We start from the raw sequence: 20,447 nt of genomic DNA, 5'->3' as shown, positions 1-20,447 counted from the left end.
TTTGATCGAAAATTTTATAAACTAATTCTTACCAAAAAAGGAATCTGCCATGAAAATCAATATGCCGGTAACCGATACCGAGTATCGCCTTGCAGAGCATGACTCTATTGTTTCCAAGACCGATTTAAAGGGGATGATTACCTACATTAATGAAGATTTTCTCAGGATTAGCGGGTTTACCAAGCAGGAACTGATCGGTGCGCCGCAGAATATAGTCCGTCATCCGGACATGCCGACTGAAGCGTTCGAGGATATGTGGCAATCGCTAAAAGCGGGGCGTCCGTGGACAGGAATGGTTAAAAACCGCTGCAAAAACGGCGATTATTATTGGGTGGTTGCCAATGCCGCGCCCATTTACGAAAACAATCATCTGATCGGCTATATGTCGGTGCGCAGCAAACCCGGTTATGAGCAAATCCAAACAGCAAGCGCTGTCTACAAACTGTTCCGCGAAGGCAAGGCGGGCAACTTGAAAATCCGGGACGGCAAAGTCGTAAAGCCGGCCTTATTGGAAAAATTGAATCCCTTCAAGAATTCCACGATCAAAAGCCGGTTAATCAATGTTATCGGTATATTGAGCGTATTGATGATGATGATTGGCGGCATGGGTTTGAACGGCATGAGCAAGGCTAATGATGGCCTGCGTTCTGTGTATGAGGATCGCACAGTGCCGATGAGCCGGATTTCCACTATCAATGAACTGATGCTAACCAACCAACTGAGAATTGCCAACGCCTTGGTTACGCCAACACCTGAGGTGATTCGCAACAATACCGCTGAAGTGGAACAAAACATTGAGGAAATAAGCAAGAGTTGGGCGGCTTACATGGCCACTGACTTAACCGCAGAGGAAAAAAAGCTGGCCGACAAGTTCATTGCGGACAGAAAACTGTTTGCAGAAGAAGGCTTAAAGCCAGCTCTGGCGGCGCTGAAAACCCATGATCTCGAACTCGCCAACAAGCTTGTTATGAACAAGATTAGTCCGCTTTTTAAGTCAGCCGACGAAGATATTAAGCTACTGATGCAATTCCAGGTCGATGTTGCCAAGCAGGAGTTTGAATCGGCGCAATCCCGCTATAAATACACGCGTGATATTGTCATCGGCGTGATCGCGATGGGTTTTATGATTGCGCTATGGCGGGGCTTTACCCTGATTCGTGTTGTTGCGCAGCCGCTTGCCAACATTATTGGCGAGATTGGTTACATAGCCCAAGGCAATTATAACCATGCCATTGACATTGATCGCCACGACGAAATCGGAAAATTGAGGGAAGCCCTCAAATCCATGCAGATTAAACTCGGTTTTGACATGGCGGAAAGCAAACGCATTGCTGATGAGAGTTTACGTATCAAAATTGGTCTGGATAGTGTCAGTACCGGCGTGATGATTGCAGACAACGGCCGCAATATTATTTACGCCAACAAATCGGTAGTCGGTATTCTCGGTAAGGCTGAAACGGACATTCGTAAACACTTGCCGGATTTCTCGGCAGCCACGCTGATCGGTACCAATATCGATAGTTTTCACGTCAATCCTGCGCATCAAAAGCAATTACTCTCCACCTTAACCCATACTTACATCGCCAGCATGGATATTGGCGGCCATTCGATGGTAGTGACCGCCAGTCCTGTCATTAACGAACTGGGTCAACGACTGGGTGCTGTGGCCGAATGGCAGGATCGCACTGCCGAAGTCGCTGTGGAAAAAGAGGTGGCTGACATTGTGTATGGCGCGGTTATGGGAAATTTTACCAAGCGTATCCAAATGCAGGGCAAGGAAGGCTTCTTTAAACAACTGGGCGAAAATCTCAATCAGCTTATGGAAACCAGCGAAACCGGTCTCAATGAGGTGGTACGCGTACTTGAAGCCTTGTCCCGAGGCGACCTGACGGAAAAAATCACCAATGATTATTCCGGCACTTTTGGACAGCTCAAGGATGATTCCAATATCACCGTGGAAAAATTGAAAGAAATCGTCAACAGCATCAAAGAGGTCACTAACAACATTAATACCGGAGCCAAAGAAATTGCCTCGGGTAATAATGATTTGTCGCATCGCACCGAAGAGCAGGCCGCCAGTCTGGAACAAACCGCTGCCAGCATGGAAGAGCTGACTTCCACCGTGCAGCATAATGCCGCAAATGCCAAAAAAGCCAATCAACTTGCCGTTGACGCGTCCGATATAGCCGGCAAAGGTGTCGAAGTGGTCGGTCAAGTGGTTCAGACGATGGATGACATTAACGCTTCTTCACGCAAGATTGGCGACATTATTTCGGTGATCGACGACATTGCTTTCCAAACCAACATTCTTGCCCTGAACGCCGCGGTCGAAGCGGCACGCGCCGGTGAACAGGGCCGGGGTTTTGCCGTGGTCGCAGTGGAAGTGCGCAATCTTGCGCAACGTGCCGCTACGGCTGCCGGAGAGATCAAACACTTGATTGATGATTCGGTCGTTAAAGTCTCGGGTGGCAGCAAATTGGTAGCGCAAGCCGGTCAAACCATGGAGGAGATCGTCAGTTCCATTCGTGGCGTTACCGTCATGATGTCTGAAATCAGCGCCGCTTCAGCGGAACAAACGGCCGGTATCGAACAGGTTAATCAGGCTATCGCTCAAATGGACGATGTGACCCAGCAAAACGCAGCATTGGTAGAGCAGGCTGCTGCCGCAGCGGAATCGCTGGAAGAGCAAGCGCAAAATCTGGTAACCACAGTAGGGAGCTTTAAAGTGGATGATAATTCAAACAACGCTAACTTTTATCTGCAAGAAATGAAGGCAACGAATAAAGGAACAGCCCATAAAAATTCAAAGATAATCAAACCGAAACCAAAGCCTCAACTTATTGAAAGCGGCGATTGGGAAGAGTTTTAAAGCGAGCTGCAACATGCGAAACGCTTTTGTACCCTGATGGGGATTGAATGCCGGCCGCAGAAAAGCCGGAAAATCGCTGTGCGGCTTGATAGCCGGTAGCCCGAAAGCAGTTAATGTGCGAGGATAATCGAAGTCCAATATTTTTCCTGGAGTGCTTATGAATCCTAAAAACTTTTTGACTTCCACTTGCGGGGTACGGATACCCCGGATTATTTACGGCACGGCCTGGAAGAAAGACCGCACGGCAGCATTGGTTGAGCAGGCCATCGGGCTGGGTTTTCGCGGCATCGATACGGCCTGTCAGCCCAAGCATTACAACGAAGCGGGTGTCGGCGACGGCGTGGCCGCCTGTCTGCATCGCGGGATAGACCGTGCCGAGCTTTATCTGCAAAGCAAGTTCACGCCTTTGAGCGGACAGGATCCGATGCAGGTACCTTATGATCCCAACGCCGACCTCAGCGAACAGGTCGCGCAATCATTCCGGACTTCGCTGAACAATCTGCAAACCACTTACCTGGATTGTCTGCTGCTGCATTCGCCGCTGGCAAGCCATCAGCGCACACTGGAAGCGTGGCAGGCGATGGAGCAAATTTTTCACAGCGGTCGCGTCAAGCAGCTGGGGATCAGCAATTGCTACGATCCGCAACTGTTTGAGCTTTTGTATCGGGATGCCACGGTCAAACCGGCGGTTATTCAGAACCGGTTTTATGCCGAAACAGGATACGACCGAGCCATTCGCGATTTTTGCCGGGAACATCGGATAATTTATCAAAGCTTTTGGACGTTGACCGCCAATCCCACTATCTTGGCGCACCCGACGCTGCAAGCGCTGGCAGTAAAATACCGGCGCCACGCCGCTCAAATATTTTTCCGCTATTTGAGCCAAATCGACATTATTCCGTTAACCGGCACCACATCGGAAAGCCACATGCGCGAAGACTTGGCGATCTTCGAGTTTGAGCTGACCGCCGCCGAGTGCGACGCTGTGGAGATGCTGCTTTGATTAGGGCGCAGTCGATTTCCAAGGCCGAAAAACAGGATGCCGGGCGGATTGCCGCTCTGGTTAACTCGGCTTATCGCGGCGAATCCAGTCAACAAGGTTGGACCACGGAAGCCGATTTACTGGCCGGGCGCAGAACCGAGACAAAAGAAATCCTAAGCTTGATTTCAAGTGACGATTCGATGTTTCTGCTGTGCAAGGCTGAAGCGGAGCTGATCGGATCGGTGCATTTGCAAAAACAAGGAGAGCTGGTTTGCTTCGGCATGCTGGCGGTGAGTCCGTCATTACAGGGGAAAGGTATAGGCAAGCAGTTGCTGCTTGCAGCGGAGCTGACCGCACAGCAAACCTGGGCAGTCAGCAAATCGGCCATGAGCGTCATCTCATGCAGGAGCGAATTGATCGCATTTTATGAACGACGCGGTTACCGGCGCACCGGGGTAAGCAAGGCGTTTCCGGTGAATCCTGAGCTATGGATGCCTAAAGTTACAGATTTGCGCCTGGAGATATTGGAAAAAGTCCTGTCGGCGAATCGAAAGCTTTAAACCGGACCGGATTAAAGTGCAGCCTTTCCGCTAAAAAATTATTGAGTGTAGCCATGGTATAATGGCCGGCCTAAATTAAAGGCTGATCAATGACTGAGAAAAATAACCAAACCATGGAGCTGCATCCGCTTTGCACTTACTTCCCCCGGATGTCGGATGCCGAGTTTAACTCGCTTAAAGATAATCTTCAGGATAACGGACAAACGCATCCTATTTATACACTTGACGGTATGATTCTGGATGGCGGCAATCGCTATCGTGCGCTGTGCGAACTGGGTATTGCCCCGGTAATGATTGAGTACGAAGGCTCTAACCCTACACAGTTTATCCTGTCGTCGAATTTACATCGCAGACACTTAACGCAAGGTCAGTCTGCGGCTATCGTATCGGCTTCTCAAAGTTGGGTAAATGCTCAGGCAGCGGGCAACTCCCAGTTACGCGATACGCCACAATTAGACACCGCTACCGCCAGGGCTAAACAATCAGGAGTAGGGCACCGCACTCAACAGTTAGCGGATAAACTGGTTAAGGAAGCACCGGCAGAACTGGTTAAGGAAGTGATAGACGGCAAAAAAAGCCTGAATAAAGCCATTAAAGAGATCACGCCGCCCAAGCCTGTAGCCCCAAAGCCTGAACCGGTTCAGGCTGTCGAACAGGAACATCAGGAAAGCCACGAAGAGCAGTTGAGCGGAATTATTGACGAACAGCAAGGTGCGATAAAAGCGTTGGAAGCTGATAACGATGTCATGTTGAAAGTGTTTGAGTCCGATGATAGAGTTTTGGCTTCGATTGAAGAAGTTAAGAAACTAACCGAACTGAACAGGGCTTTAAACCAGCGTATCAATGCTTTGACGGATGAAAAGAATGAAGCCGTTAAGGCCGCTGAACACTGGAAAGATCAGTTCTTAAAACTTGAAGCCGAGCTTAATCAATTACAAAATATTTGATTGCGGCCACGCAAGCGTATGAAAATTAACCTGATTAGCAAGCTGCTTCAGCCAGAAATAAAATATTCGATATACCAAACAGTTAGTTCCAAAAAAATGCGACCTGTAGAGACGCGATTTATCGCGTCTGCTCTCCGGTTCGATCCAAAATCGAGAAAAGGCGCAACGATTAGAGACGCGATAAATCGATAGACGCGATAAATCGCGTCTCTACGGTTGATTGGCTGAAGCATTTTGCTAATCAGGAAAAAATAATGCGACATAACATTCCAACCCAAGAGAACCGCCCATAATGCTTACATTACCTTCAGCATGGAATCTGGTTATATCTACCCTTGTGTTCTTCATTGCAGCCAGGTATCTCCACCGTTATCTTGAGGTGCAGGGTATACCTAAGGGTATGACGCGCGGCTTATTGGTATTTTCGCTTGCCTACCTGCTGTCATGGGGATCCGGAGAAATGGTGGACTGGACCCAGGAAAAAATAGAGGGGCCGCAACCGCAAGCAGCAAAAACCTCTGACGATTTGTCGCAACTGCTGAAGGCGCTCGGTCAGGCGCAATCCTCAGCAGAATTAAAAGGGCCTGGCTCGAATTAAAAGTTCCATTCGTGGATCGGGTCGTTTCTTTTAAAAGCAGCTGCCATAGTCCAGCAACAATTCATCACATCCAAAGAATATTCTTGGATAATCTATGCGTATCAATAGCTTCAAGCTGTATTCGAAGAACACGCCGACCGTCAGCAATCGAGCGCATGCCGCCCAAACGCTTAGATCGGTGTTTGGCGAACATCGCCAAACAGCCGTTGTCCACCAGACAATCGGCAGCAATAGCATCAAGTGCACGTCATCCCAACCGGATACAGTAAATATTCCGGCCTTTACCAGCGTATCTGCGGTATACAAACAAGCGTTCAGGATTAGAAAAAAAGGCCAGAACGCCCACTTTAGGGGCGCGCTGCCATTCCATGCAGCAAGCAGATAAGGGTCCGAGGATTGTTTCCGCGAATTTTCCCCGAAAAGCAGCGAGCTTATAAACAGAGCAATAAACAGGGCCATAAAAATAATTAGCAAATCCAGCGGACTGGCTAAGCCAATATGGGTAAAAAATAGGGGCAACGAATAAATGAACATAGTTGAGAATGTTTGTTGAAAAAAGTAAAGGATCGGGCTGCCTGTAATTGCTGCGTTTTCAGCTGTTTTGCAGTACAAGCAAACGATTGTTGGCAGGCATGGCAATGTCGTCTAATAAGCTAAAGCCCCTGGATGTCGATAAAAGTAATATGTCTTCAATGTTTTTAATGCCACTGGACGCATTTTGGCTTTTAAGCCATTGATCGAAATAGGCATTGCTGTCACTGGTATAAGCGCCGTTATAGTTGAACGGGCCGTAAATGCAAATAAACGCCTTGGGGTTCAGGTATTCGGTCAGGCGATCGAAGAATATGTGTACGTTATCCCGGCTCATGATGTGCAGCGTATTGGAAGTAAATAATGCATCAATAGAGTTGCATGGCCACACCGCATCGGTAACGTCCAGCGTTAATGGCGATTTCAAATTGGCTAATTTTTCTTGTTCCCGCCATAAACGGATACCGTGGATATTTTCACTTCTATCGGTAGGCTGCCATTCAAGATGCGGGAGATGTCTGGCAAAATGACAGGCATGTTGACCCGTGCCGCTGCCGATTTCCCAAACGGTTGTCGGCTCGCAAAAAACTGTTCTAATGATCTGCAAAATGGGATCTTTATTATTTTCACAGGCCTGGGAAAAAGGTTTATGAGGCATGAGTTTGAGGGATTGATGTTATTCTGCTGTTTTAACTGTACTGTTTTTAAAAATGGAAGTAAAACAAATCCATAGTATGGCGCAAGTTGACTGTACGGTCTGGAATCGGCTTGCCGGTGACGCCTATCCGTTTTTGCGGCATGAGTTTTTATTGGCGCTGGAGCAAAGCGGTTCGGTCTCCGGGCAAACGGGGTGGGAGCCTGCGCATTTGCTGGTTATGGAGGCAGATGAACTGGTTGCTTTTATGCCGTTGTATCTTAAACGTCATTCCTGGGGCGAATATGTGTTTGACCATCAGTGGGCGCAGGCTTACCAGCAGCAGGGTATCGATTATTATCCCAAATGGCTGACCGCCATCCCGCTTACGCCTTGCCAGGGCGCGCGTATTGTCATTCAAGCGGCGATCAACCCGGTTGAGGTTACGCAATTATTACTGACTTTTATAAAACAGCTTTCAGACAAGCTTGGCATTTCTTCCTGGCATTGTTTGTTTCCTGTCGAGCAACAGGTAGAACTGTTACGGTCATTGGGTTTGAGTATTCGCGAGGGCGTGCAGTTCCACTGGTTTAACCGGGGTTATTCCGATTTCAACGATTTCCTGCAAACTCTGAATGCCGCTAAACGCAAAATGCTCAAGCGCGAACGACGCCGGGTCAGCGAACAGGGAGTCAGTTTGTTGCGTATTGCCGGGCCGGATGTCAGTGAATCGCAATGGCAGGCGTTCTTTCAGTTTTACACGATGACCTATTTAAAAAGAGGGTCGCAGCCTTATTTGAATCGGGCGTTCTTTCAACAAATAGCGGCAACCATGGGTGAGCAATTGTTGCTGGTTCTGGCGGTTAAAGACGATAACGCTATTGCCGCAGCATTAAGTTTTGTTGGCGCAGATACCTTGTATGGCCGCTATTGGGGCTGCTACGAAGAATACAATAGCCTGCATTTTGAAGTCTGTTATTATCAGGGACTGGACTATTGCATTGAACATGGCTTAAAGCGGTTTGATTCAGGCGCTCAAGGCGAGCACAAGATTTCGCGCGGGTTTGAGCCGATCACCACGTATTCCGCGCACTGGATCAAGGATGCCCGGTTTGCAAAAGCGATCGAACATTTTTTAGCCAGAGAGCAACAAGCCATGCAGATTTATAAACAGGATGCAGCTTCTTATCTGCCGTTTAAGCAGTTGCTATGAGATGGCGATGCGAATCAATAGCCGATTAATTAAAATAGAGGACTAATTTATGAAAATAATGATGTATATCTGGATTTTGGCTTTAGTTATTTCAGGATGTGACGGCGAGGGCATGAAAATGGACAGGAAAATAGCGCAACAACCCACTTCATTGCAGTAATTTTTTTACCGGCTTGAAAATAAATCACTATAACAACGCAAAGAGGCGCGATGATGAAACGATATAATTGCTTGTGGATTTTTATGCTAATGATGGTCACCGGTGCTTCATGGGCTTACGGTAGCAGCAGTAGTTCGAAAGCCTGCGCCAAACCCGAATTTACCCATTTTACGCCCGCTGAAAACACTGAAATTGCAGCGGGATCAACCTTTTCTTTTACCGCATCAGCAAACACCTACCCCAATACGATCAAGGTTACAGTAAAAGGACTGCCGACTACCCTCGACGTCACACCCAGAACTGAAGGCGGCTTTCAGGTCAGCGGGACAATACCTGAGTCGTTAAAAGGGGTTTACGCCAGAATTGCGATAACTGCCGATGCACAAAATAACTGCAAAGGCGATGGCGGCTGGTTGCTAAAAATCGCCGAATAATTGTTAACAGTGCCATGATCCGATAATTACCCGGAGCTTGTTCATGTTAACTGATGCCGTACCTGAAAGGGGCTCGAACTCACCATGCGGATTTTTTAATAAAGCCTTTTGTCATCAGGGTGACAATAAGAAATTTATTGCAATCTGGATAACGTTTTGTAAAATTATCCGGCTTTTTCTCAATCCCTAACTTTAAGAATAACTGATTATGCAAAATGATTTCACTGTCCGACCGAATCTAATTATCGTTTGCTTGGCTTTACTGATCGGGGGTTGCGCGTCCGATCCTGCGCCTATGCCTACGGCTGCGCCGATTCTTTCAGGCGAACAAATGCTGAGCGAAAGCCAAGGTATAGCAAGCTTGGGCGATAGATGGAAAAAAGGTAAGCAATTGGTTGAACGCGGCAATATATTAGTGCGCGAAGGTCAAAATAAAATTGATGAAGGTAACCGGATGATTGAAGAAGGCGAAAAAGTGAAGCTCGAAAGTGAGGAAGGCTATAAAAGCATAAAAAAATAATGCACAGTAGAATCAATAGGTTTTGGCGTTAAATTTGTTAAACAAGGATAACTTCGCCTCATGTGAAAAGGGACTGGATATTTACACGACGGCCTATTGATTCTCCATATCCGATGTTTCATTGGGATAAATCTGGACAAAGACAACGCGCGATGCATTCATTTTTCTGACGATGACATCGAATTGATTAAATTCAATTCTTTGACCTTCTACCGGAATATCACGCAGTTTGGCCATGATGAGTCCGCCAATCGAGACCTCGTCTTCCAACTCAAGTTCTTCGTTCTCGACATCAATCCCCATAATCCGTTCCAGCGAAAATATCGGCAGGCTGCCTTTACCGATCAGTGTGCCGTCATCGAGTCGCGTCCAATCATTATTGTTTGGGCGGAACTCGTCGCGGATCTCACCGACCATCGCACTTAACAAATTATCCAGCGTGATGAAGCCTGTCGGCTTTTGTCCCTTTTGTCCAATGACTGCAAAATGCGACGCACCCATACGGAATTGACGGAATAACTCCAGCGCGGGTGCGTGTGGCACGATGTATTGGATAGGCCGCAAGTAATCGCTCAAATCCTCAATTGCTCTGCCTTCTTGCTGAGCGAAAAACAAATCTTTCAGATGAATCACTCCCAACACATCAATATCATTAGTGTCGAAATAGGGATAACGACTGAATCGTTTTTCAGACATGGTTTGCAGGTTTTTTTGCAATGACGCGTTGCGGTGTAATGAGGCGATCTCATGAATAGGACGCATCAGGTCGGACACCTCAAGTTCGCTGAAATCCAGCGTTTTCGCCAGAATATTCCATTCGTCGCGGGTAAATCGGTCATCCGGGCAGTTGCTGCGTAAAATCAGTTTAAGTTCGTCTGCCGAGTAATGCGCATCGTGCTTGTGAACATTACCCAAACCCAACAAGCGCAACACTAAATTGGCGCTGGAGTTCAGCAGCCAAATCGCAGGATACATCAGCCAATAAAATCCGTAGAGCGGCACGGCGCTCCATAAGCCGATCTTTTCAGGGTTACGAATCGCCAGCGATTTTGGTGCAAGCTCACCGACGACAATATGCAGAAACGAGATCATGGAAAAAGCGAAAGCGAAAGAGACGCCGTGGATCATTTCCGGTGAGGTGACCTTTATTTTGGCGAATACAGGTTCCAGCAGGCTGGCGAATGCGGGTTCGCCAATCCAGCCCAAGCCAAGCGAAGCGAGCGTAATGCCCAGCTGGCAAGCCGATAAATAGGCATCGAGTTTTGCGTGTACCCGCCCTAAAATGCGTCCGCGCCAACCTTTTGTTTTAACAATCGCACGGATGCGCGTTTGTCGCAGTTTGACGAGGCCGAACTCTGCGGCCACAAAAAAGCCGTTGAGTGCAACCAGCAACAAAGCGGCAATGATCGGTAAAAAATTATTCATAGCACATTAAATTTTAATGGAAAGGAGTATTGACGTGGTTGAACAAGCGTAGGGATGGCTGCTATTTAAAGATAGTATGCAGAATTTATACAAGATAAACATAAGTTTAACTGTACTCTCCAAGAACATATTTTAAAAGCCATTTGCCGTCTGTGCCCTAAACCTCTTCTTGCAGATAAGTCTGTTCCTGGTAATGCCGACTATGCCAAACAAAGCCCACTGCTGTGATCAGCATCAGGGCGGCAAAAAACCAAAAATAACCGGCTCCTGCAAGACGGCTGGAACCGTCCGGGTTTTCAATGAAAAAATTCACCGCGCTGGTGAACAGGTTCCCGAGTGCAACTGCTCCCATATAAAGCGACATGACCAGGGATTTCATTGTCCTTGGCGCTTGAGTATAGGAAAACTCCAGGCAGGTGATCGACACCATCACCTCGGCGGAAGTCAGCAACAGGTAAGCCGGCAACTGCCAGCCGATGCTGGGATGAGATCCTGCGTCGATGCGCATCTGAATGCCTGCGACCAACACAAACGACAACACCGTGATAAACAAACCGATGGCGATTTTGTTCAGATAGCCGAGGTGCAGATACCTGTCCAGTGCCGGATATAAAAACCTGTAAAACAACGGCGTGAGCAGGACGATCAGCAACGGATTGGCGGCTTGAATCTGCGAGGGCAATAGCTCGATGCCGAATACCAGCCGATCCATTTGCTGCGCTTGCAAAACCCAGGATGAACCGTTTTGGTCGAACAAGGCCCAAAACATCGCAATGAACAAGTAAATGCCGCTTAACCGGCCCAGACAACGCAAACCTTCACCGCTCAGGGCTTCACGCACAAAACCCATACCGGCGGCGGGTATGTGGACAAACCGGTATCGCCCCGACCAAAATGTCATCGTTGCCAACAGCATCAACACGCCGGGCACCCCAAATGCGACCGGTGCGCCGTAGGTTTTGAGCAGCCAAGGTACCAGCAACATGGCGACAAAAGCCCCTAAGTTAATCGTCAAATAAAACCAACTGAATATTCTGCTAAGCCAATGCTGATTGCCGGTACTAAACTGGTCGCCGAGATGCGCAGACACGCAGGGTTTAATGCCGCCTGCGCCCAATGCGATCAAGGCTTGTCCCACTAACAAACCCGTTCTGGTGTCATCCAGCGCCAAGCAAAAATGGCCCAGACAATAGACGACGGATAACAAAATGATTGTCCGGTACTTGCCCAATAAACCATCGGCCAGCAACGCGCCTAAAAATGGCGTGAAATAAGTAATGGAAACGAATAAATGAAAATACGCCGTCGCCTCGTTTGAAGCCATAGGCGCAAGCTTACCGTCGGCATCCATCAGGTATTGAGTCATAAACACGACCAAAATCGCCCGCATGCCATAATAGCTGAAGCGTTCCGCAAGTTCGTTGCCGATGATAAAAGGAATGCCGGCAGGTATTTTAGTGGAAGGGACGGGGGCTGTACGGTATTGGGTTTTCACAAAAGGATGCGCCTCATAGATGTTGATGCCATTTCTGCAGATTGCCATGAAAATGCTGATTAACGCTGGAGAGGGAGCAGGGCATCCAACGTAAAATATGTTGCGCCGGAAAAAATTTAATCACAAATTTCAATGCTTGGCGATGGACATTCATTTTGCGCCAGGCGCCTGCATGGAGGCCTAATAGTGGAAAGGAGGAGGGCTTCGGTATGACTGACTTTATCGACTGTTCGATAGACACTGTTTGTGGCCGCCCGGATAAAAAGATAAAGACGGCCACCGCGATCAGGGCAGATGGGCTGACGACTGCATGACGCAGGATGCGCTTCACTGCGTTCAGCGCATCCTGCAGCTCTGCATTATTTAACCTTAATCAGTTCTTTATCGCCGCTGGAAAAGTGACACTTGTTTACGGTAAAGGTGCTGCAATCTTTAGATTCTTCGACGTTGGCGCCGTTCGGGCTGAGCTTTATTTTCAGCTCGCAGAAACGGGCTGCGCTTTCAGAATGTTTTTTCATGATCAGTTCGTTTTCGCCGGTGCTTTTGGCTTTACCGGAAATAGTCTCGGAACAGTGAGTGCCGTCGGCAGCAGATTCAAAGTCCACATCGGCACTGACAGTATAATCGTCGTCGATGATTTTGGTGACTTTCAGGTGACGAACATAGTCGCCGTCGCGCAATACGTAATGATCGGTAGCCGCGAAAGCGCTACCGGAGATCAGCATTGCCATAGTCAGAAACAAACTTTTTTTCATGATGTTACCTCTTGTTTGATTAAAATTTGATCAACATGGTAGCAGGCGATGGTTTATTGCTGTTCATGTCGTCCATGGATGTATTGGGTACAACTGGGAATTATTGTACCTTACTGCAAGCCGTTACCAAAAGACGATGTAATGAATTACATGCAGGCAGGCACTGAGCCGGTATCTTGTTTATAGCTCGTACATCAGCCTGTTTATGCGGCTATAATATTGAAATGATTCCAGTCTGAGAGCTGGTTGTAATTTGTGGCGCGGCGCGCCTTAACTGCATATTCCACGCAGTATGTGGAAACGAGATATAAGATTTTTAATGGCTAACAATTTAATTTTCTCACCGCAAATTCCGCAAAGAAAAGATCAAACGCTCATCTGGGCGGGTTTGACAGGCTGCGGTGATTCTCTGGCGTTGGCTTCGGCCATTAAAAATGAAGATCGCCTGTTTGTTATTGTTACGCCGGATAATCAGACGGCCTTGCGGCTTGAGCATGAGTTATCGTTCTTCTTGCAAAATGAACACCCCATTTTGCATTTTCCCGATTGGGAAACGTTGCCTTACGATGTTTTTTCGCCGCTGCCGGAAATCATCTCGGAACGGCTGAAAACGCTGGCCTTGTTACCGCAGGTGAAACGCGGCGCGTTGGTGGTTTCAGTGACTACACTGATGCACCGGTTGGCTCCGCGCGAGCATGTCCTGGCTAATAGTTTTGCGGTCAGGGTCCGCGATGATTTTAATCTGGAGTTAAACCGCATCAAGCTGGAAAGCGTCGGCTACCATTGCGTTTCGCAAGTCTACCAGCACGGTGAATTCGCGGTCAGGGGATCGATAGTCGATTTATTCCCAATGGGCAGCAAGGTGCCGTATCGCATCGAATTATTTGATGAGGAAATTGAATCCATCCGTACGTTCGATCCTGAAACGCAGCGGTCATTGGAAAAGATCGATCTTATTCAGTTGTTTCCTGCGCGTGAATTTCCGTTTACCGATGAGGCTATCAAACATTTTCGTCAGGCTTTCAGGGACGCTTTCCCTGAAACATCGCCTAAAAACCATTTTTATATGGATGTCAGCAAAGGCATCACGCCCGGCGGCATTGAATATTATTTGCCGTTGTTTGTAGAGCAAATGGCGTCATTGTTTGATTACCTGCCGAAATCCGCGGTTGTGGTGATGTCGGATACATTCGATGCAACTTCACGCGCTTTTTATGCCGAAGCCGAGGACAGGTTTCAGCAACGGAAATACGATGTGGACCGGCCGCTCCTGAAGCCGGAACTGTTGTTTTTGTCGACGGACGAGCTGGCGCAAAGGACTGGGGCATTTGCGCGTATCACCCTCGACTACACGGGAGCAAGGAATGACAAGCCGGACAGCATCGTTTTTAACTGTCATCCGCTGCCCAATGTAACTGTCGACGCCAAATTGGAGCAACCTGCCCAGGCATTGCAGCAGTTTATCAGCGGTTTTGCCGGTAAGGTTTTGTTTGTCTCGGAATCGGCGGGGCGCAGGGAAGCCTTAATGGATAAACTAAGGCAGTATAAAATTACCGTCAAGCAGGTGGAAAGCTGGGACAAGTTTCTCCAGTCCGAAGTGTCGCCATGCCTTCTTGTCGCGCCGATGGATCATGGCCTATGGTTGGAAAATCCGTCCATCGCGATCATCACCGAAAGCCTGCTGTCCGGTGAAAAAGTTCAGCAACGCCGTAGACGTAGAAAATCCGCGGCGCATGAGCTGGAAAATATCGTCAATAATCTCAATGAGTTGACCATAGGTTCGCCGGTGGTTCACCATGAGCATGGCGTTGGTCGCTATTTAGGTTTGCAGACTTTGGAAATTGGCGGCATCGCGTCGGAGTTTCTGACCCTGGAGTACGCCAATCACGACAAGCTTTACGTGCCGGTTTCCGCTTTACATGTGATCGGTCGCTACACCGGCATGAGTGCCGAAAATGCGCCTTTGCATAAGCTGGGCGGTGACCAGTGGAGTAAAGCCAAACAAAAAGCCATTAAGCGCATCCGCGATGTCGCCGCCGAATTGCTGGAAATTCATGCCAAAAGAGCGGTCAAGCAGGGTCATGCTTTTCAGGTTGAAAATATCGAATATGCGGCTTTTGCCGATGCCTTCCCGTTTGAGGAAACGCCGGATCAGCAGACCGCTATCGAAGCGATACTGGAAGACATGACCAGTCCTCAGCCCATGGACCGGGTGATTTGCGGCGATGTCGGTTTCGGTAAAACCGAAGTGTCGATGCGGGCGGCGTTTATTGCCGTGCAAAACGGCAAGCAGGTTGCGGTGTTGGTGCCAACCACTTTGCTGGCGCAACAGCATTATCAAAATTTTCGCGATCGTTTTGCCGACTGGCCGGTGCGTGTCGAAGTGCTGTCGCGCTTTGTCAGTCCCAAACAGCAAAAAGAGGTTACCGATGATCTGGAGCAGGGCAAGGTCGATATTGTGATCGGTACGCACAAGTTATTGTCAAAAGAGATCAAATACAAAGCGCTGGGGTTGGTGGTCATCGATGAAGAACACCGTTTTGGCGTGACCCAAAAAGAGCATTTCAAAAAGCTGCGTAATGAGCTGGATATGCTGACCCTGACCGCAACGCCTATTCCGCGCACCTTGAATATGGCGATGTCGGGTTTAAGGGATATTTCCATTATCGCCAGTCCGCCGCCTAATCGTCATGCGATCAAAACCTTTATCAGCGAGTGGATTGATGCACAGATCAGGGAGGCTTGTTTGCGTGAGATCAAACGCGGCGGACAGGTGTTCTTTTTGCATAACGACGTTAAATCGATGGAGAAAATGGCCAGGGAGCTGGAAACGCTGGTGCCCGAGGCGCGGATTGAAATTGCGCACGGACAAATGCCGGAACGTGAGCTGGAGCGCATCATGCTGGATTTTTATCATCAGCGCTTTAACCTGTTGTTGTGTTCTACCATTATTGAAAGCGGTATCGACATACCCAGTGCCAATACCATTATTATTAATCGTGCCGATAAATTGGGACTGGCGCAATTGCATCAGTTGCGGGGGCGGGTGGGGCGTTCGCATCACCGGGCTTACGCTTATTTTGTCGTGCCGCCGCTTGGCTTAATGAGCAAGGATGCCGTTAAGCGGCTGGAAGCGGTCGAGGCCTCCGGCGATTTGGGCGCCGGATTTATGCTGTCCTCGCACGACATGGAGATTCGCGGCGCGGGCGAATTGCTGGGCGATGACCAAAGCGGGCAAATTCAGGAAATCGGTTTTACCTTGTACACCGAATTGCTGGAACGCGCTGTCAGCGCACTAAAATCCGGCAACCAGCCGGAACTCGATACGCCGATGGACAGGGGGCCGGAAGTCGATCTGCAAACCTCTGCATTGATCCCGGAAGATTATCTGCCGGATATTCATGGGCGTCTGGTGCTGTACAAGCGCATCTCCAACACGGAAACCAAAGACGATTTACGTGAGTTACAGGTAGAAATGATCGACCGTTTTGGTTTATTTCCGGAACCTGTAAAAACGTTGTTCAGCGTCACCGAATTGAAGCAGCAGGCCGAGAAAATGGGCATCAAGAAAATAGAGGCCAATGCCGGCGGCGGACGCATTATTTTTTCAGCGACGCCCAACATTAATACCGATCAGCTGATTTCCCTGATACAAACTCAGGCGCAGGTTTATAAATTCGATGGCGCGGATAAGTTAAGGTTTATAAAGCCGTTTGAATCGACCGAACAAAAGCTTGAATTTATAACCGGGTTGCTGGATAAATTAACACTGAAACCGGCGGTTAAAAAATGACGATGCTTAAAATAATGGCTTACAGTCTGGCGGCAATGCTGTTTTGCAGCCCTTCTTTAGCGGAAAACGGCGCTTATCAAATAGAGTTGATCGTCTTTTTACAGGCTATGCCCAATACCGAGGTGTTTGATCAGACCTCCAGTCAAATAAAGTGGCCGTCTGACTTGACCGAGCTGTCGGCTTATAAGAAACTGGAAAATACGACTCTTGATGACAGTTATGCGGCATTAGCTCAAGATTCGGCTTATCGACCGATCCTGCATGTTGCCTGGGTTCAGCCGGATGGGGAAGGAGAACTGAACGCTCCTGTTCATATTCAAAGCACTGACGGCAAGTTGGACGGCTATCTGCGGATACAACGTAATCAGGGATTGCAAATGACGGCTGATTTGGAGCTTACCTCTGATTCGGGTGATGGATTCAGCAAAATCGTGGTTTACCGATTAAATGAAAAACGATCCATTAGACTGAATGAGGTCTATTATTTAGACCACCCAAAGTTTGGGGTCATCGCAAAAATAAGCCCTTTATAAAACATGTGCTCCAAAGCAGGCGATTTTATCCGGAGTTGCAGTGAAAAAATTTATAGAGTAAACAATCGGGCGAAGAAGGGGTTGATATATCGCCCCCGGCCAGCATTAAAAAAAGTAGGGTTAAAGTGGATATTTATGTTATTAAAGTGAGTGCGATTAAAATTTCCTTGTAGGAAAGGGCTTTCGCCAGATCGCATTGGGCTGTTCTTAGGTTGATTACCCGGGAGTATTGTGGAGTGCAACAGATGAGCTTTTAAATATCTCAAACAAGCCGTGATCAATCAGGTTTTTTGAATAAGGACATGACTATTTATCTGACGTTTGATAACAATAAACTGGCTGACAAATTTTCTAAAGATTGCGAATATTTTGTTAGCCGAATAATTAACTGACGACTACATGGACAGACATTTGCTCCTGCAATATCTGCATTCACCACATCCATGTGGATTATGCAGGTAAGGGGCGTGAGCAGGAGCGATTACCGAGGAAGAATAATGAAGAGAAAAGATATAGTCCCGACAAGCCGGGAGCGGGTGATGCGGGAAAATGATTTCATCGTTTCCAAAACTGATCTGACCGGTCGGATTATCTACGGGAACGAGATTTTTATCGAGTTTTCCGGATACGAGGAGCACGAACTTCTGGGTAGCCAGCACAATATTATCCGCCATCCCGATATGCCGAGAGCGGTGTTTAAGTTGCTATGGGATTATTTGGCGGAAGATAAGGAGATCTTTGCTTTTGTTAAAAATATGTCGAAAGATGGCGGTTTCTATTGGGTATTTACCCATGTCGCGCCCATGAAAGATAAAAACAAGCAAAAGATCGGCTACAGTTCTGTGCGCCGCATGCCTAATCCCAAGGCTATTCCAATTGTGGCGGATGTGTATCGCGCCATGCTGGATGCAGAGCGGAATGCGGGTCCGAAAGATGCCATGGCGGCTTCAGGGGCAGTATTGGGCAATGTATTAAAAGATAAGGGTATTACTTACGAGGAGCTGATCAATGTATTACAGTCGCTTTAAGAATAATGAATCTGTCGCATTGGCGGTAGTCGCTTTTTGTTGGGTCGGCTCGCTGATTTACGGGTGGATGCCTGTTCTGAGTCCAGTTCTGAGCGGTGCCGAAGGGGGAATCAGCGGCGACATGATTATGCCGTTTTTGCTGACTGCGGGCTCAGCTTTATCTATTGTTTGGTGGCGTCAATCAAGAGCAGTCGATCAACAATTGCTGGAGAAGTTACTTAATGCAAGTCAAGAGTGGGCGCAAGGATCCGTAGACGTACGGCTTACCTATATTGGCGGCAAAGAAAGACCGCTTCAACAGCTCGCCTGGGCGCTGAATAATTTGATGGATCAAGTTGAAACTGCACAGGTGGATATGTATTACTCCATGGCCTATGTGATCTATGGCGATTTTACCAGAAAGAGCTATCCGCAAGGGTTACATGGCGGGTTTGCTTCGGCTCTGAAACAACTTAATGCTGTCTCAAGAACGCTATCTTCCACCACCAGCGCCATCACCAAACTTATGAATGCCATGGCTGAGGGCAACTTTAACGAAAAGGTTGATGTTAATGTCGAAGGTGAATACAGGCTTGCTGTAGACAACGCTATGCGCGCGATGTTGACCATGCAAACGATGCTGGGGGATGTAGGCAAGGTCATGGGCGGTGTTGCTCAAGGCGACATCAGTCAGCGTGTTCAGGCGGAAGGACACGGTGATCTCGGTCAATTGAAAGGCGATATCAATCGTTCGCTTGATGCTCTGGGCAGCTTGAACGATATAGCACTTATTGCAAGTGCGTTATCCGAAGGCGATCTGACTCAAACTATCAGTAAGGATTATCCAGGCACCTTTGGCGCAGTGATTACAGGCATGAACAGCACTGTGGAAAATCTCAGGGAGTTGGTAGGAGAAATCAAGGATTCCACCATTCATATTAACGCTGCAGCCAAAGAAATTGCTGCGGGTAATAATGATTTGTCGCATCGCACCGAACAGCAGGCCGCCAGTCTGGAACAAACTGCCGCCAGCATGGAAGAACTGACTTCCACCGTGCAGCTGAACGCAAAAAACGCCAAGCATGCCAATCAAGTTGCTGTCGGCGCGACCGATATTGCGGGCAAGGGCGTTACAGTAGTCGAGCAGGTCGTGACGACAATGGAAGGCATCAATGAATCCTCGCGCAAGATTGTGGATATTATCTCTGTCATCGACGGTATCGCTTTTCAGACCAATATACTTGCCCTTAACGCCGCAGTAGAAGCGGCTCGTGCCGGTGAGCAGGGCCGGGGTTTTGCCGTAGTGGCTGGAGAAGTACGCAATCTTGCTCAACGCGCTGCTGCTGCCGCAGGAGAAATAAAAAACCTGATTGGCGATTCGGTAGAAAAGGTTGAGGACGGCACTAAACTGGTTGCTCAGGCCGGGAAAACCATGGAAGAAATTGTGAGCGCCATTCGCGGCGTTACGGTCATTATGTCCGAGATCAGAACCGCTTCTGTTGAGCAAACTTCCGGCATCGAACAGGTTAATCAGGCTATTGGGCAAATGGATGAAGTGACTCAACAAAATGCCGCTTTGGTAGAACAGGCTGCAGCGGCAGCGGAATCGCTGGAAGAACAGGCGCAAAACCTGTCGGTTACAGTAGGACGCTTTACTGTTGATAATGGCTCGGTCAGTTCCCAAGTTTCCTCTCAGGTAACGTCGAAGATCAGTAAAAGTCCAGTGCCGGTTAGGGCGAAACCGCAATTGCAGATGGCTAGCAGCCATGATTGGGAAGAGTTTTAATCTAATTGCGGGGCCTTGTAGATCGCATAATAAATCTGTTTGCGCGCAAACGAAAATAGGCGTTTCCGGGCTATGCTTTCTGTTTAAATAGTCTTCAGGTTATAATAACCCCTACTTACTAAGCCTTGGTCGATTGTCCAGGGCTTTTTTCATTACTATAAGGTGGCTTAGCACCGCCGGTCCGTCTCAATAAAATCAAGAAGCG

The 20,447-nt window shown here is 48.2% G+C and carries 18 protein-coding genes; 12 read left to right on the top strand and 6 right to left on the bottom strand.

What is annotated here, in order from left to right; genetic code table 11:
- The first annotated feature begins 49 nt into the window (after positions 1 to 49).
- The 5 genes from Q8L79_RS02610 to Q8L79_RS02590 all read left to right on the top strand — a co-directional run bounded on the left by Q8L79_RS02610 (position 50) and on the right by Q8L79_RS02590 (position 5,956).
- Entirely contained in the window at positions 50 to 2,869 is a 2,820-nt protein-coding gene (locus Q8L79_RS02610; protein ID WP_305267753.1) for a methyl-accepting chemotaxis protein, read from the top strand.
- Positions 2,870 to 3,026: 157 nt separating this feature from the next.
- The gene (locus tag Q8L79_RS02605; RefSeq protein WP_305267752.1) at positions 3,027 to 3,872 is read left to right on the top strand and encodes an aldo/keto reductase; all 846 of its coding nucleotides are present in this window, start codon (positions 3,027 to 3,029) and stop codon (positions 3,870 to 3,872) included.
- Positions 3,869 to 4,411 (top strand): GNAT family N-acetyltransferase, encoded by a 543-nt coding sequence (locus Q8L79_RS02600; protein ID WP_305267751.1) that lies wholly within the window; start codon positions 3,869 to 3,871, stop codon positions 4,409 to 4,411. The genes Q8L79_RS02605 and Q8L79_RS02600 overlap by 4 nt, the downstream gene beginning before the upstream one ends.
- A gap of 89 nt (positions 4,412 to 4,500) precedes the next feature.
- Positions 4,501 to 5,358 carry a hypothetical protein gene (locus Q8L79_RS02595; RefSeq protein ID WP_305267750.1) on the top strand — a complete coding sequence of 286 codons (858 nt, stop codon included), beginning with the start codon at positions 4,501 to 4,503 and terminating at the stop codon, positions 5,356 to 5,358.
- Positions 5,359 to 5,650: 292 nt separating this feature from the next.
- A complete protein-coding gene (locus Q8L79_RS02590) occupies positions 5,651 to 5,956 on the top strand; it encodes a hypothetical protein (RefSeq protein WP_305267749.1) in 306 nt (101 codons plus the stop codon).
- A gap of 30 nt (positions 5,957 to 5,986) precedes the next feature.
- Here the strand turns inward: Q8L79_RS02590 and Q8L79_RS02585 are convergent, their stop codons facing one another.
- A complete protein-coding gene (locus Q8L79_RS02585; RefSeq protein WP_305267748.1) occupies positions 5,987 to 6,490 on the bottom strand; it encodes a hypothetical protein in 504 nt (167 codons plus the stop codon).
- A 58-nt stretch (positions 6,491 to 6,548) separates the two neighbouring features.
- On the bottom strand, positions 6,549 to 7,145 hold the full coding sequence (locus Q8L79_RS02580) for a DUF938 domain-containing protein (RefSeq protein ID WP_305267747.1): 597 nt from the start codon (positions 7,143 to 7,145) through the stop codon (positions 6,549 to 6,551).
- 52 nt (positions 7,146 to 7,197) lie between these two features.
- Here Q8L79_RS02580 and Q8L79_RS02575 point away from each other — a divergent pair, with 52 nt between their 5' ends.
- From Q8L79_RS02575 to Q8L79_RS02565, 3 genes are all read left to right on the top strand, one after another.
- Entirely contained in the window at positions 7,198 to 8,334 is a 1,137-nt protein-coding gene (locus tag Q8L79_RS02575) for a GNAT family N-acetyltransferase (RefSeq protein ID WP_305267746.1), read from the top strand.
- Positions 8,335 to 8,544: 210 nt separating this feature from the next.
- Positions 8,545 to 8,928: a hypothetical protein gene (locus Q8L79_RS02570; protein WP_305267745.1), complete on the top strand. Its 384-nt coding sequence runs from the start codon at positions 8,545 to 8,547 to the stop codon at positions 8,926 to 8,928.
- A gap of 208 nt (positions 8,929 to 9,136) precedes the next feature.
- Entirely contained in the window at positions 9,137 to 9,448 is a 312-nt protein-coding gene (locus Q8L79_RS02565) for a hypothetical protein (protein ID WP_305267744.1), read from the top strand.
- A gap of 93 nt (positions 9,449 to 9,541) precedes the next feature.
- Here the strand turns inward: Q8L79_RS02565 and Q8L79_RS02560 are convergent, their stop codons facing one another.
- The 4 genes from Q8L79_RS02560 to Q8L79_RS02545 all read right to left on the bottom strand — a co-directional run bounded on the left by Q8L79_RS02560 (position 9,542) and on the right by Q8L79_RS02545 (position 13,123).
- Positions 9,542 to 10,873 carry a hemolysin family protein gene (locus tag Q8L79_RS02560; protein WP_305267743.1) on the bottom strand — a complete coding sequence of 444 codons (1,332 nt, stop codon included), beginning with the start codon at positions 10,871 to 10,873 and terminating at the stop codon, positions 9,542 to 9,544.
- A 157-nt stretch (positions 10,874 to 11,030) separates the two neighbouring features.
- Positions 11,031 to 12,416, bottom strand: a complete 1,386-nt coding sequence (locus Q8L79_RS02555; RefSeq protein ID WP_305267742.1) for a POT family MFS transporter — start codon at positions 12,414 to 12,416, stop codon at positions 11,031 to 11,033.
- A complete protein-coding gene (locus Q8L79_RS02550) occupies positions 12,382 to 12,699 on the bottom strand; it encodes a hypothetical protein (protein WP_305267741.1) in 318 nt (105 codons plus the stop codon). Before Q8L79_RS02550 ends, Q8L79_RS02555 begins: the two co-directional genes overlap by 35 nt.
- Before the next feature lie 28 nt (positions 12,700 to 12,727).
- Positions 12,728 to 13,123 carry a hypothetical protein gene (locus Q8L79_RS02545; RefSeq protein WP_305267740.1) on the bottom strand — a complete coding sequence of 132 codons (396 nt, stop codon included), beginning with the start codon at positions 13,121 to 13,123 and terminating at the stop codon, positions 12,728 to 12,730.
- Between the two features lie 319 nt (positions 13,124 to 13,442).
- Here Q8L79_RS02545 and mfd point away from each other — a divergent pair, with 319 nt between their 5' ends.
- From mfd to Q8L79_RS02525, 4 genes are all read left to right on the top strand, one after another.
- Positions 13,443 to 16,916, top strand: coding sequence for a transcription-repair coupling factor (gene mfd / locus Q8L79_RS02540; protein ID WP_305267739.1), 3,474 nt, complete (start codon positions 13,443 to 13,445; stop codon positions 16,914 to 16,916).
- Complete coding sequence (locus Q8L79_RS02535) at positions 16,913 to 17,449, top strand: CsiV family protein (RefSeq protein WP_305267737.1); 537 nt, start codon at positions 16,913 to 16,915, stop codon at positions 17,447 to 17,449. The genes mfd and Q8L79_RS02535 overlap by 4 nt, the downstream gene beginning before the upstream one ends.
- A gap of 497 nt (positions 17,450 to 17,946) precedes the next feature.
- Entirely contained in the window at positions 17,947 to 18,477 is a 531-nt protein-coding gene (locus Q8L79_RS02530; RefSeq protein ID WP_305267735.1) for a PAS domain-containing protein, read from the top strand.
- Positions 18,458 to 20,242: a methyl-accepting chemotaxis protein gene (locus Q8L79_RS02525; RefSeq protein WP_305267734.1), complete on the top strand. Its 1,785-nt coding sequence runs from the start codon at positions 18,458 to 18,460 to the stop codon at positions 20,240 to 20,242. Before Q8L79_RS02530 ends, Q8L79_RS02525 begins: the two co-directional genes overlap by 20 nt.
- Positions 20,243 to 20,447: the final 205 nt, after the last annotated feature.

This window comes from Methylobacter sp. (genome assembly GCF_030680395.1).
GTDB lineage: Bacteria > Pseudomonadota > Gammaproteobacteria > Methylococcales > Methylomonadaceae > Methylobacter_A.
Note: the sequence above shows the minus strand (reverse complement) of the source record. Positions and strands in the feature narration are given on the sequence as shown.

Excerpts from the sequence above, each read along its gene's own strand:
- Q8L79_RS02610 (WP_305267753.1), top strand. The coding sequence starts at position 50 with ATGAAAATCAATATGCCGGTAACCGATACCGAGTATCGCCTTGCAGAG.
- Q8L79_RS02605 (WP_305267752.1), top strand. The coding sequence starts at position 3,027 with ATGAATCCTAAAAACTTTTTGACTTCCACTTGCGGGGTACGGATACCC.
- Q8L79_RS02595 (WP_305267750.1), top strand. The coding sequence starts at position 4,501 with ATGACTGAGAAAAATAACCAAACCATGGAGCTGCATCCGCTTTGCACT.
- Q8L79_RS02590 (WP_305267749.1), top strand. The coding sequence starts at position 5,651 with ATGCTTACATTACCTTCAGCATGGAATCTGGTTATATCTACCCTTGTG.
- Q8L79_RS02585 (WP_305267748.1), bottom strand. The coding sequence starts at position 6,490 with ATGTTCATTTATTCGTTGCCCCTATTTTTTACCCATATTGGCTTAGCC.
- Q8L79_RS02580 (WP_305267747.1), bottom strand. The coding sequence starts at position 7,145 with ATGCCTCATAAACCTTTTTCCCAGGCCTGTGAAAATAATAAAGATCCC.
- Q8L79_RS02575 (WP_305267746.1), top strand. The coding sequence starts at position 7,198 with ATGGAAGTAAAACAAATCCATAGTATGGCGCAAGTTGACTGTACGGTC.
- Q8L79_RS02570 (WP_305267745.1), top strand. The coding sequence starts at position 8,545 with ATGATGAAACGATATAATTGCTTGTGGATTTTTATGCTAATGATGGTC.
- Q8L79_RS02565 (WP_305267744.1), top strand. The coding sequence starts at position 9,137 with ATGCAAAATGATTTCACTGTCCGACCGAATCTAATTATCGTTTGCTTG.
- Q8L79_RS02560 (WP_305267743.1), bottom strand. The coding sequence starts at position 10,873 with ATGAATAATTTTTTACCGATCATTGCCGCTTTGTTGCTGGTTGCACTC.
- Q8L79_RS02555 (WP_305267742.1), bottom strand. The coding sequence starts at position 12,416 with ATGGCAATCTGCAGAAATGGCATCAACATCTATGAGGCGCATCCTTTT.
- Q8L79_RS02545 (WP_305267740.1), bottom strand. The coding sequence starts at position 13,123 with ATGAAAAAAAGTTTGTTTCTGACTATGGCAATGCTGATCTCCGGTAGC.
- mfd (WP_305267739.1), top strand. The coding sequence starts at position 13,443 with ATGGCTAACAATTTAATTTTCTCACCGCAAATTCCGCAAAGAAAAGAT.
- Q8L79_RS02535 (WP_305267737.1), top strand. The coding sequence starts at position 16,913 with ATGACGATGCTTAAAATAATGGCTTACAGTCTGGCGGCAATGCTGTTT.
- Q8L79_RS02530 (WP_305267735.1), top strand. The coding sequence starts at position 17,947 with ATGAAGAGAAAAGATATAGTCCCGACAAGCCGGGAGCGGGTGATGCGG.
- Q8L79_RS02525 (WP_305267734.1), top strand. The coding sequence starts at position 18,458 with ATGTATTACAGTCGCTTTAAGAATAATGAATCTGTCGCATTGGCGGTA.